The sequence below is a fragment of the Streptomyces sp. NPDC001135 genome (assembly GCF_053598395.1).
Genome location: NZ_JBSFKD010000045.1, coordinates 14816 through 26885 on the forward strand (window position 1 = coordinate 14816; position 12070 = coordinate 26885).

The window sequence follows — 12070 nt, forward strand, 5'->3', positions numbered from 1 at the left end:
CAGGACGCCTTCACAAGGAGCGCAAAGGCCTCTCCTACTACCTGGGCTAGTAGCCGCAGGGGGCCCTTGCCAGGTGAGTGAGGAGATGCCGGGTTCGCGTTCGCGATGTTTGCTCTCACCTGTCGGCCCGTCAGGAGCACCTCGCCGGGCAGTAATCCGAGAAGGCTCGGGGCGGCGGGTGCGCCGCCCTCCGGAGAGTGGCACAGGACCATGGCAAGCCGGACAAATCCCATATGTCACCGTGGCCGTCTCTACTACCGGGCATGGTTAGTAGCCGTGTGGTGTGTGACAGACCTCACCCTGGGCGCCCCCGAGGCACGCAGCGCATACGCTGAACCACGTGCTGCGCGACGTGACTGCTGTTCGATACGTGACCCCGCTGCGGTCCGGCGGCTCCGTCCCCGGAGTCGTGGAGGCCGACGACCTCGGCACGTACGTCGTGAAGTTCACCGGCGCGGCACAGGGGCACAAGGCGCTGGTCGCCGAGGTGATCGTCGGCGAACTCGCCCGTGCCCTCGGTCTGCGCTTCCCCGAGCTGGTCCTCGTCCACTTCGACCCCGCCATCGCCGCGGGCGAACCGCACCAGGAGGTGCGGGAGCTGCACGGCGCGAGCGCGGGCGTGAACCTCGGCATGGACTATCTGCCGGGCGCCCGGGACCTCACCCCTCAGATCGCGAAGTCCTTCCCCGTGGACCCGCTGGAGGCGGGCCGGATCGTCTGGCTGGACGCGCTGACCGTCAACGTGGACCGCACGGTCCACAGCTCCAACCTCATGGTCTGGCCGACGCTCGGTACCGCACCGCCGCGCCTGTGGCTCATCGACCACGGCGCCGCCCTCGTCTTCCACCACCGCTGGGACACCACCACCCCGGGCAAGAGGTACGACTTCCGCCACCACGCCCTCGGCCACTACGGCCCCGACGTCCGCGCCGCGGACGCCGAACTCGCCCCACGGGTGACCGAGGAGCTGCTGCGCGGCATCGTCGCCGAGGTCCCGGACGCCTGGCTGGCCGAGGACGCCGGCTTCGCCACGCCCGACGACGTCCGCTCCGCCTACGTCGACCACCTCCTCGCCCGGGTCCGTCTCTCGCGGGAGTGGCTGCCCACGGACTTCCCGAGCCGTGACCAGGTCGCGGCCGAGGAGGCCGCCCGCGCCGAGAGGACGCAGGCGGCCCGCCCGGACTGGCTCAAGCGCGTCCCGGACCTGCACGGCGAGCCGGCGGCGGAACAGGACTGGTCCGTGCACCTGGGATGACGGGGAGGGCGGGGACGCCGCACGTCGTACGGGTCGCGGGCTCCCAGGGCCACCGGCCGTCAAGCCCCGCAGCCGCAGCCGCAGTCCCAGCCTCAGGCAGAGGCGCCGGGGGGCCCGCAGGAACGGGGTCCGGTCATCCGCTTCGGGCGCAGCAGGTCGAACCGGACCTCCTGCCACAAGGCGCGGAGCCCGGACGGGTCGTCGGCGGCCAGGTGGTCGCCGGGCACGGCCCAGGACCTGACCGGCGTGGACTCGGCGGTCACCGCCGGCCAGCCCGGGTCGCCGGTGGCCGCGAACCCCGCCCAGGACTCGAGCATGCGGTGGGACAGGGCGCGGTCGTGGTCGTCGGGGGCACCGCCGATGAGGAACCGGGCGCCGACGGCGTCCAGATTGCCGAAGGCGAAGGGGATGTCCGCGGTGTGCCAGGGCCGGGCTTCCGCGCGCCTGCGGCCGAAGCGGGCCAGGTACGCCCGGCCGCCGGCCCTCGTGTGGTGCTCGGCCAGACGGGCGGCGAACTCGCCGAACTTCGCGTCGCTGAAGACCGCGAGATAGCGGTCGAGCACGGGGGCGCCCGGCATCGACGCGCGGTAGCCGTCGAGCAGGTGGGCCGGGAGGTGCAGGGCCTCGGCGAAGTCCGTCAGCTCCGCCTCGGTGGTGACCTCCCGTAGGGCTCCCACCGTGTGGAGGAACCAGCACTCCTCCAGCGTGTGGCACACCAGCAGGTCCACCTCGCGCGCCGCCCCGGAGGCGAGCGCGACCAGCGGGTCCGCGGTCAGCACCTCGCCGTCGACGACGGGTTGGAAGATCACCGGGTCGAAGGCGTGGATCGCCGCCACAGGGTCGGCCCCGCAGTGCGCGGCGGTCTTGTCGGAGGCGGCCACCAGACCCTCGGGCGGCACCGACAGCAGTCCCCGCGCCGTCGGGGCCACCCCGGCCTGTGCTGCGATCCGCTCGGTGACCGCCATGGCGAGACCGACCGTGAAGAAGGCGTGGGGCGCGCTGTGGGCGACGGCCCGCCGGAACAGCCCCCGTGTCCCTTCCATGGCCATCAGGCAGAGCACCGAGCCCCCTCCGGAGGAGTGCCCGGCGACGGTGACGTTCCCGGGGTCGCCGCCGAAGGCGGCGATGTTCTCCCGGACCCAGCCGAGGGCGGCGGCCTGGTCCAGCAGCCCACGGTTGTCGGGAAGGCCGGGCACATGCCCGAAGCCCTCGAAGCCCACCCGGAAGTTGCAGCTGACCACGACCAACCCGGCGCGGGCCAGGGCCGTCCCGTCGAAGTCGGGCTGGGCGGAGGAGCCGAACGTGTAGGCGCCGCCATGGATCCAGAAGAACACCGGCAGCGCGCCGCCGTCCGCGCGCTCCGGCACCCACACGTTGACCGTGAGGACGTCTTCGTCCCCGGGGTGCCACACCGGCGCTCCGGGCAGCTCCGCCGACTGCGGGGCGACAGGGCCGAAGGCCGTGCACTCCCGGACCCCGCCCCAGGCCGGCGCCGGTTGCGGCTCCCGGAACCGGCGGGCGCCGAACGGCGCGGCCGCGTACGGGACACCGAGCACGGCCGTGACGCCGTCGCCGGCCCCTGTGCCCCGCACCCGGCCGCTCGAGGTCCGGAAAACCGTTTCGATCCCGCATGGTCGCTCGCTCATCGCGCGACAGTCTCGCTCACCGGCACGCGCCGACGCGACCGGAAAAGGGTGTCCCCTGACGGACCCCGCAAGCCCTCGAACGGGCTTGGCCTCGGTCGGCTTTCGGCCGCCGTGGCCGTTTCCGATGCCTTGACGTGGCTCCGCGAAGCATCCGTACGCTGCCGGAAACGGAGATCGACTCGGAGTGACGCGTGCACAGACCTCGCAGAACGAGCCTCGACCTCGTGTCACTGCTCCTCGGGCTCGTCTTCGGCGTCGGCACGAATCTCCTCACCGCCGATCCGGACAGGTGGTGGACTCCGCTGCGCGCGGTGAACCGCTACGCCGCCGTCTGGCTTCCGGCCGGTGTCGTCGCGGTGGTTGTCTGGGAGTGGGGACAGCGACGGCGGGAGCGGCGCCGTGTTCCCTGGACACGGCCCGACAGCCCCTACCCGGGCCTGGAGGCGTTCGCCGAGGACCGTACGGAGGTGTTCTTCGGCCGCGAGGACGAGGTCCGCGACGCGGTGCGCGTGCTGGCCGCCGCCCGTACGCCGGCCCAGCGGGTGCTCACCGTGGTGGGTCCGTCGGGCTGCGGGAAGTCGTCCTTCGTCGCCGCGGGTGTCCTGCCGGGGCTGAAACGACTGCGCTGGGCGGTCCTCGGCCCGGTCCGGCCCGGCTCCGGCCCCTTCGTCGCCCTGGCGCAGGCCCTCACCCCGCGCGGGCCCGGGCAGCGCGGTGACGCGGTCGCACGGCTCGCGCACCGGCTCCGGCGGGAGGCGGCGGACGGAGGCGATCTCACGGAGGTGTCGGCCGCGTTGCGAGCGGCCCAGGGGCCGTCCCCGCGGATCGTCCTCGCGATCGACCAGTTCGAGGACATCGTCCGCCTGGCCCCGGACACCGAACGCGAGCTGTTCCTTCGGACGCTGCGGGCGACGGTGCGCGCGCACCCACAGCTCCACGTCGTCCTCGCGCTGCCGTCCGGCTTCCTCCGCGATCCCGTACTGGAGCCTCACGGCGACCTTCTGCGCACCCGGTTTCCCCTGGGGACGCTGACCTCCCGGCAGATCCGACAGGTCATCACCGGCCCGGCGCGGGCCGCCGGAGCGGACATCGCCGAGGAGGTCGTGGACGATCTCGTCGTCGAGGCGACGGAGGGCGACGCCCTGCCCCAGCTCGGCCAACTTCTGCGCGACCTGTACGAGGCGGCGGGTGCGGACCACGTCATCGGCGGGGAACTGCTGGCCCGGACCGGCCCCTTGGCGCAGGCCATCGCCCGGTACGCGGAGGGCGCCCACGGACAGCTCGTGATCGAGCACCCCGCGCAGCGGGTGGAGGCGGTGCTCCTGAGGTTCGTCGCCTGGGACGAGCGTGGCTTCCTGCGGCAGTCCGTGCCCCGGGCCGCCCTGGACGCGTCCGCGCTGGCGGTGGTCGAGGATCTGCGCGCGGCCCGTCTCGTGACGGATCTCGACGACGGCACGGCCTTCGACCTCGTCCACGAGGCGCTGTTGCGGTACTGGCCCCGGCTGCGGGAGCTCGCGCGGCGGCACCAGGACCGGCTGCGCCGGATCACGGACCTCGAACGCCGGGCCGCGGCATGGGTGGCGAACGAGCGATCGGCGGACGACCTGCTGCACGGGCACCGGCTGGCCCAGGCGCGGGAACTCCTTGCCGACGGCGGTGCCTCCACCGCTCTGGCCGAACTGGTCGCCGTCTCGGCCCGGCGGGAGACGCAGGACGCCCGGGCGCGTGCCGACGACCTCGCCGAACGGGCGCAGCACGCCTATGCGTTGCAGGGCGACCGGAGCCTGGCGCTGGCGCTCGCCGCGGCCGCCGTACGGGAGGGCACCGTGACCGAGAAGGCCGTACTCACCCTGTGGGGCGTCGCCCTCGACCCGGTGGTCGAGACGTTCGGTCCCGGGCACCTCGGCCAGGTGATCGCGCTGGGCTGGGACCCGGACACCGGCCGGCTGCGGACCATCGGGACGGAGGGTGACCTGTGCACGTGGACCGCACACGGCGAGCCGGCCGGTCAGCGGCCCCTGGGACTGGGGGCGTTGCGGCGGGCCGGGTTCAGCGGGGGAGGCGGCGCGTACTGGGTGGACACCGAGGACGGGGTGCTGGCCGTGCGCCGCTTCGACGACCCGGACTTCTCGGTCACCACGCAGGCGGCGGACGTGTTCGGGGACCGGGCCCTGGACCTTTCCTTCGACGGCTGGCGGGCCGTCGCCCAACTGGTGGACCACGCGGTGCGCATCGTCGACCTCTCGCCCGCCGCCCGGGGCCGTCCCCCCGAAGAGCGGCGTTCCTTCGACGCGCCGCGTGCCACGGCGCTGTCGTGGTCGCCCGACGGCTCGCTCCTGGCGCTGCTCACCTGGCGTGAGCTCCAGGTCCTCACCGCTGCGGACGGCGTCCCGGTGTGGCGCCTTCCCCGGGGCGAGGACGAACTCCCCGGACTCACCGGCTGGTTCGCCTGGTCTCCGGACGGCCGCCGGGTGGCCCACACGGCGGGCCGGGCACTGCGGATCAGGGCGGCCGAGGACGGCGCCGTCCTGGACGAGTGGGACATCGGGCCGGAGGCGAACGGCGTCTTCTGGTCGCCCGACGGACAGCTGGTGGCCGCGGCCGTGCCCGACGCCGGACGGAACGCGGATGCGGTCATCACGGTGTGGCGGGTGGCCGACCACGCACTGGTGCGCCGGTTGCGCGTTCCCTGGGGCGGCGAGGAGATCGCCTGGCGCGCGGACAGCACGTGCTTCGCCTGGCGGTCGCGGTTCAGCGGTGTGTGGATCGGCGACCACGGTTCCTGGCGCCCCCGGGCCCTGCCGGGCGGTGCCCTGCGCAGCGTGTCGGGGCAGGCCGGTCAGGTGGCCGCCGTCTTCCACGCCGGCGACGCCGTCCACGTGACCGCGCCCGGCGCCCGGCCGAGGACGATCCCCGCCGACGGCGACGCACGGCCGCTCTCCGTCGCCTGGCAGCCCGGCGGGGACCGGCTGGCCGTCGCCTGTTCCGGCGGCCGGGTGGAGATCGTCGATCCGGCCTCCGGCCGGCGCACCGCCGTCCTGCGCACGGCCTACGGGGTCGTCGACCGGGTTGCGTGGTCCCCGGACGGTTCGCTCCTGGCGACGGTCGGCCATGACTTCCTGACGGTCGCGTACGGCACAGAGGTCTGGGATCCACGCGGCGGGCGACGGCTGGGCCGGGCCGAGGGCGCCGGGCGGGGCACCGGAGTCCTGGCGTGGAGCCCGGACGGGCGTCGTCTGGTGACCGCGGAGAAGGAGGGACCGCTGGTGGTCCTGGACGCCCGCACCGGGCGCCGGCTGCTCGACGTGCCCGTGGACAGCGGTACGGCCGTCGACGCCTGCTGGTCGCCCGACGGCGGCCGGCTCGCCTTCCTCGACGGCGGGTCGGCGGTACGCCTGTGCGACGCCGGAGACGGCAGGCCCCTGGCACGGTCCGCCGCCGCCTACGGGACGGCCCGCGTGCTGCGGTGGTCCCCCGACGGCCGGCTGCTCGCGACCGCGGGAGACGGCTGGGCCGCCTTCTGGGACGCGGACACGGCCGAGTGCCGGGCGGTCTCCGCCCTGGCCTGCCGTGTCCCGCTGGAGGCGCACTGGTCCGACGACGGCTGCTCCTTCGTCGTCAGGGGCGAGGACCACCGCGGCTACACGTGGTCCCTGCCCGGCGGGACCGACGTCCGGCAGTGCGACGCGCTCCTGGAGCGATCCGGGGTCGAGGTGCGCGAGCTGACCGCCGAGGAATGCCGTCGTTACGGCCTGCCCGAGTGACGGCCCCCGGCACGCCGTACGCACCGGGGGCCCCGAGGGGCGGGCTCAGCCCTTGAGCTGCTCGTACGCCGGCAGGGTGAGGAAGTCGGCGTAGTCGTCGTCCAGGGAGACGTGCAGCAGCAGGTCGTGCGCCTCCTGCCAGTGGCCGGCCGCGAACGCCTCCTCGCCGATCTCCTGGCGGATGCGGGACAGCTCCTCGGCGGCGACCTTGCGGGCCAGCTCCGGCGTGGCCAGGTCGCCGTTCTCGAACTTGACGCCCGCGTTGATCCACTGCCAGATCTGGGAGCGGGAGATCTCGGCGGTGGCCGCGTCCTCCATGAGGTTGAAGATGGCGACCGCGCCGAGCCCGCGCAGCCAGGCCTCGATGTAACGGATGCCGACCTGGACGGCGTTGACGAGACCGGCGTACGTCGGCTTCGCGTCCAGCGAGTCGATCGCGATCAGGTCGGCCGCCTCGACGTGCACGTCCTCGCGCAGCCGGTCCTTCTGGTTCGGCTTGTCACCGAGGACCTTGTCGAAGGACTCCATGGCGATCGGGACGAGGTCGGGGTGGGCGACCCAGGAGCCGTCGAAGCCGTCGTTCGCCTCGCGGTCCTTGTCGGCGCGGACCTTCTCGAAGGCGACCTTGTTGACCTCGGCGTCGCGGCGGGACGGGATGAACGCGGCCATGCCGCCGATGGCGTGCGCGCCGCGCTTGTGGCAGGTGCGGACGAGGAGTTCGGTGTACGCCCGCATGAACGGGGCGGTCATCGTGACCGCGTTGCGGTCCGGCAGGACGAACCTGGCTCCGCCGTCGCGGAAGTTCTTGACGATGGAGAACAGGTAGTCCCAGCGGCCGGCGTTCAACCCCGCGGCGTGGTCGCGGAGTTCGTAGAGGATCTCCTCCATCTCGTACGCGGCCGTGATCGTCTCGATCAGGACGGTGGCGCGGACGGTGCCCTGCGGGATGCCGACGTAGTCCTGCGCGAAGACGAACACGTCGTTCCACAGCCGGGCCTCCAGGTGCGACTCGGTCTTCGGCAGGTAGAAGTACGGGCCCTTGCCGAGGTCCAGCAGCCGCTGGGCGTTGTGGAAGAAGTACAGGCCGAAGTCGACGAGGGCACCGGGGACGGCCCGGCCGTCGGTGTCGACCAGGTGCCGCTCGTTCAGGTGCCAGCCGCGCGGGCGCATGACGACCGTGGCCAGCTCCTCGTTCGGCCGCAGGGCGTACGACTTCCCGGACCCCGGGTCGGTGAAGTCGATGCTGCGGGTGTAGGCGTCGATCAGGTTGACCTGGCCGAGGACCACGTTCTCCCAGGTGGGCGCGGAGGCGTCCTCGAAGTCGGCGAGCCAGACCTTCGCGCCCGAGTTGAGCGCGTTGACGGTCATCTTGCGGTCGGTGGGGCCGGTGATCTCGACGCGCCGGTCGTTCAGGGCGGCCGGGGCCGGGGCGACCTTCCAGGAGTCGTCCGCGCGGATCGCGGCCGTCTCGGGGAGGAAGTCGAGCGTGGAGGTGCGGGCGATCTCGGCGCGGCGCTCGGCCCGGCGGGCGAGGAGTTCGTCACGGCGCGGGGTGAACCGCCGGTGCAGCTCCGCCACGAAGGCGAGCGCCGCGTCCGTGAGGACCTCTTCCTGCCGGGGCAGGGGCTCGGCGTCGACGATGGCCAGCGGGGACGGCGCTGGTGCGGACATGAGCTGTCACTTCCTTCAGCGGTGGCACCGGGTGCCTAGTGGCACGAATAGGGCGAACAGCGCCCGCTGTGCGGTCAGGCGCTTCTGAACAGTGGATAGTAGTTTCCTCATTGTGGAACTTCAATGGTTTGTTGATGTCGAGATTCTCTGGGTCGAGGCAAGGTGGCGCCCAGTGCCACCCCCTTCACTCAAGGTGGCGCAGGTCGGCCTCGGTGTCGATGTCGTACGGCTCGGCCACGTCCGCGCACTCGACGAGCCGGACGTGCCCCGCGTGCTCCTTCAGGTAGGCGCGGGCCCCCCGGTCCCCGGTGGCCGTCGCCGCGATGCCGGGCCAGTGGGCCGCGCCGAAGAGCACCGGATGCCCCCGCGTGCCGTCGTAGGCGGCCGAGACCAGCGACTTGTCGTCCTCGTACGCGCCGAGCACCCGCCCCACGGCCGCCGGTCCGATACCCGGCTGGTCGACGAGGCTCACCAGGGCCGCGTGCGCCCCCGTACCGGCGAGCGACGCCAGCCCGGCCCGCAGCGAGGAACCCATGCCCTCGGCCCAGTCCGGGTTGTCCACGAGTACGCAGCCGGTCAGGTCGGCGCGCGCCCGTACGTCCTCGGCGCGGGCGCCCAGGACGACGTGCACACGGGCGCACCCGGCCGCGCGCAGCACCCCGGCCGCGTGCTCGACCAGGGGGCGCCCCCGGTGCTCCAGCAGCGCCTTGGGGCGCCCGCCGAGCCGTCTGCCCCCGCCGGCGGCGAGCAGCAGCCCGGCGACCTCCTCGTGATGCCTGTCCGTCATGCGTCCTGCATACCCGACGCGACCGGCGACGGCCCGTTTCCCTTGGGCTGAATTTCGGTCCGCGCGGTGGCGCTCCCGGACGCGGTGGCGTTTACTGACCCGCGCACGACGGCGTGTGAGGGGGAGGGCTGTGTTGCGGAGCTTGGGGCAGAGGCCAGTGACCGGCAGTGGCGAGGATCCGAGGGTGGCGGAACTGCGGACCGCGGTGTCCCGGCTGCGCCGCGAACTCGCCGCGCTCCCCTCCGAGTTCCCCGACCGCGCCATAGCGGAGGACGAACTGGCGGCCCTCGCGGCGATGGCCATGGGCGGCCGCCCGGAGATCCCCCGCCTGCGCAGCTCCCTGTTACTGATCGCCGGCGCGATCGGCTCGGTCAGCGCCCTGGCCCGGGGCCTGACCGGGGTCCGGGAGGCAGTGGACCTCTTCGGGGAGCCGGCGCAGCGGGACCGGGGATGCCGGCCCAGGGGCGCGGGGAACTGCGCGAACGGCCACGACGCACCCGCAGCCGCCGACGGTGAATGACTCCGCGAACTCCTACGCGCCGGAACTGGCCAATGCCTGGGACAGCTCGAGGGCGATCTCCTGCAACACCGGCACGATCTTGTCCGTCGCCGCCTCCGTCACCCGCCCCGCCGGCCCCGAGATCGAGATCGCGGCCGCCGTGGGGGAGTCCGGTACGGACACCGCGAGGCACCGCACTCCTATCTCCTGCTCGTTGTCGTCCACGGCGTACCCCAGCTGCCGCACGTCCTCCAGCGCCGCCAGGAAGCCCTCCGGGGTGGTGATGGTCTTCTCGGTCGCGGCCGGCATCCCGGTCCGGGACAGCAGCGCCCGCACCTCGTCGTCCGGCACCCCGGCGAGGAGCGCCTTGCCGACCCCGGTGGAGTGCGGCAGCACCCGCCGCCCCACCTCGGTGAACATCCGCATCGAATGCTTCGACGGCACCTGTGCCACGTACACGATCTCGTCGCCGTCCAGCAGCGCCATGTTCGCGGTCTCCCCGGTCTCCTCGACCAGCCGCGCGAGGTACGGCCGCGCCCACGTGCCAAGCAGCCGGGACGCCGACTCGCCGAGCCGGATCAGGCGCGGGCCGAGCGCGTACCGCCGGTTCGGCTGCTGGCGGACGTAGCCGCAGGCGACCAGCGTGCGCATCAGCCGGTGGATGGTGGGCAGGGGCAGCCCGCTGGTCGCGGACAGCTCGCTGAGGCCGACCTCGCCGCCGGCGTCCGCCATGCGCTCCAGCAGGTCGAAGGCGCGCTCCAGGGACTGGACCCCGCCCGCGGCGGAGGGCTTGGCGGAGTCGTTGGTGCTGGCGCTGGACGTCGGCACGGCGCGTTCCTTTCGGGGCTGACAGGAGGGCAGAAGCCTACCCGGCGGCCGGTTGACTCCCTGCTTGTACGTAGCTACGTTCTGCTTGCTGGAATTCTAATTCCGCTTTGTGGAAACGTCCAGAGTTCGTGCCGACCGGGCGCTGCCCAGAAGTGTGCCCCTTGACGGCGGGGAAGTGGGAGTGAAGACTCCTTCAACAGAACGTTGAAATCCGTTACGTGGGTGTAAATCCCGTTTCCTGGGCGTAAAACGGCGGTACAGAGAGGGGTTCGGGTGTCCGACGCTGAACTGGTCCTGCGCTCGACGCGCGTCATCACTCCCGAAGGGACGCGGGCCGCCGCGGTCACCGTGTCCGCCGGGAAGATCACGGCCGTCCTGCCGTACGAGACCGGGGTCCCGGCCGGCGCGCGACTGGAGGACCTCGGCGACCACGTCCTGCTGCCCGGCCTGGTCGACACCCACGTACACGTCAACGACCCCGGCCGCACCGAGTGGGAGGGCTTCTGGACCGCCACGCGCGCGGCGGCGGCCGGCGGCATCACCACGCTGATCGACATGCCGCTCAACTCCCTCCCGCCCACCACGACCGTCGAGAACCTGCGGGTCAAGCAGCAGGTGGCCGCCGACAAGGCGCACATCGACGTCGGCTTCTGGGGCGGCGCCCTGCCGGACAACGTCAAGGACCTGCGCCCGCTGCACGACGCCGGTGTCTTCGGCTTCAAGGCGTTCCTGTCCCCGTCCGGCGTGGACGAGTTCCCGCACCTCGACCAGGACCGGCTGGCCCGGTCGCTGGCGGAGATCGCCGGCTTCGGCGGCCTGCTGATCGTGCACGCCGAGGACCCGCACCACCTCGCCGCCGCCCCGCAGCACGGCGGCCCCAAGTACGCCGACTTCCTCGCCTCCCGCCCGCGCGACGCCGAGGACACGGCCGTCGCGAGCCTCGTCGCGCAGGCCCGCCGCCTGAACGCGCGCGTGCACGTCCTGCACCTGTCCTCCGGCGACGCGCTGCCGCTGATCCGCGCCGCCCGTGCCGAGGGCGTCCGGATCACCGTGGAGACCTGCCCGCACTACCTCACCCTCACCGCCGAGGAAGTCCCGGACGGCGCCAGCGAGTTCAAGTGCTGCCCGCCCATCCGCGAGGCCGCCAACCAGGACCTGCTCTGGGAGGCGCTGGCCGACGGCACCATCGACTGCGTCGTCACCGACCACTCGCCCTCCACCGCCGACCTGAAGACCGCCGACTTCGCCACCGCCTGGGGCGGCATCTCCGGCCTCCAGCTCAGCCTGTCCGCCGTATGGACCGAGGCCCGCAGGCGCGGTCACGGCCTGGAGGACGTCGTGCGCTGGATGTCCGCACGGACGGCCGCACTGGCCGGCCTGGAGGCCGCCAAGGGCGCGATCGCGCCCGGCCTCGACGCCGACTTCGCCGTCCTCGCCCCGGACGAGACCTTCACCGTCGACCCGGCCGGTCTGCAGCACCGCAACCGGGTCACCGCGTACGCCGGCAAGACCCTGTACGGCGTCGTGAAGTCCACCTGGCTGCGCGGTGAACGCATCGTCGCGGACGGCGAGTTCACCGAGCCGAGGGGCACGCTGCTCAGCCGCCCCCGGTAAGCCCCC

At 73.1% G+C, this 12070-nt stretch carries 8 protein-coding genes; 4 read left to right on the top strand and 4 right to left on the bottom strand.

The genetic code is table 11. The annotated features are described in order from the left end of the window. The first annotated feature begins 340 nt into the window (after window positions 1-340). Window positions 341-1255, top strand: coding sequence for a HipA family kinase (locus tag ACWC94_RS37415; protein WP_450801752.1), 915 nt, complete (start codon window positions 341-343; stop codon window positions 1253-1255). Between the two features lie 92 nt (window positions 1256-1347). Here ACWC94_RS37415 and ACWC94_RS37420 read toward each other — a convergent pair whose 3' ends face one another. Beyond that, on the bottom strand, window positions 1348-2901 hold the full coding sequence (locus tag ACWC94_RS37420; protein WP_450801753.1) for a carboxylesterase/lipase family protein: 1554 nt from the start codon (window positions 2899-2901) through the stop codon (window positions 1348-1350). A 224-nt stretch (window positions 2902-3125) separates the two neighbouring features. Between ACWC94_RS37420 and ACWC94_RS37425 the strand changes: the two genes are divergently transcribed. Further along, entirely contained in the window at window positions 3126-6665 is a 3540-nt protein-coding gene (locus ACWC94_RS37425) for an nSTAND1 domain-containing NTPase (RefSeq protein WP_450801754.1), read from the top strand. Between the two features lie 45 nt (window positions 6666-6710). Here ACWC94_RS37425 and aceB read toward each other — a convergent pair whose 3' ends face one another. Together aceB and ACWC94_RS37435 are read right to left on the bottom strand one after the other, a co-directional pair. After that, on the bottom strand, window positions 6711-8336 hold the full coding sequence (aceB, locus tag ACWC94_RS37430; RefSeq protein ID WP_450801755.1) for a malate synthase A: 1626 nt from the start codon (window positions 8334-8336) through the stop codon (window positions 6711-6713). Between the two features lie 184 nt (window positions 8337-8520). Next, the gene (locus tag ACWC94_RS37435; RefSeq protein ID WP_450801756.1) at window positions 8521-9123 is read right to left on the bottom strand and encodes a nucleotidyltransferase family protein; all 603 of its coding nucleotides are present in this window, start codon (window positions 9121-9123) and stop codon (window positions 8521-8523) included. A gap of 130 nt (window positions 9124-9253) precedes the next feature. On the opposite strand from ACWC94_RS37435, the gene ACWC94_RS37440 reads away from it, so the two are divergent. Further along, window positions 9254-9643, top strand: a complete 390-nt coding sequence (locus ACWC94_RS37440) for a DUF5955 family protein (RefSeq protein WP_450801757.1) — start codon at window positions 9254-9256, stop codon at window positions 9641-9643. 12 nt (window positions 9644-9655) lie between these two features. Here ACWC94_RS37440 and ACWC94_RS37445 read toward each other — a convergent pair whose 3' ends face one another. Then, window positions 9656-10450, bottom strand: a complete 795-nt coding sequence (locus ACWC94_RS37445) for an IclR family transcriptional regulator (RefSeq protein ID WP_450801758.1) — start codon at window positions 10448-10450, stop codon at window positions 9656-9658. Between the two features lie 273 nt (window positions 10451-10723). Between ACWC94_RS37445 and allB the strand changes: the two genes are divergently transcribed. Next, on the top strand, window positions 10724-12064 hold the full coding sequence (gene allB / locus ACWC94_RS37450) for an allantoinase AllB (protein ID WP_450801759.1): 1341 nt from the start codon (window positions 10724-10726) through the stop codon (window positions 12062-12064). Window positions 12065-12070 lie beyond the last annotated feature (6 nt).

Coding starts and splice junctions, on each gene's coding strand:
- ACWC94_RS37420 (WP_450801753.1), bottom strand. CDS start 2,901: ATGAGCGAGCGACCATGCGGGATCGAAACGGTTTTCCGGACCTCGAGC.
- aceB (WP_450801755.1), bottom strand. CDS start 8,336: ATGTCCGCACCAGCGCCGTCCCCGCTGGCCATCGTCGACGCCGAGCCC.
- ACWC94_RS37435 (WP_450801756.1), bottom strand. CDS start 9,123: ATGACGGACAGGCATCACGAGGAGGTCGCCGGGCTGCTGCTCGCCGCC.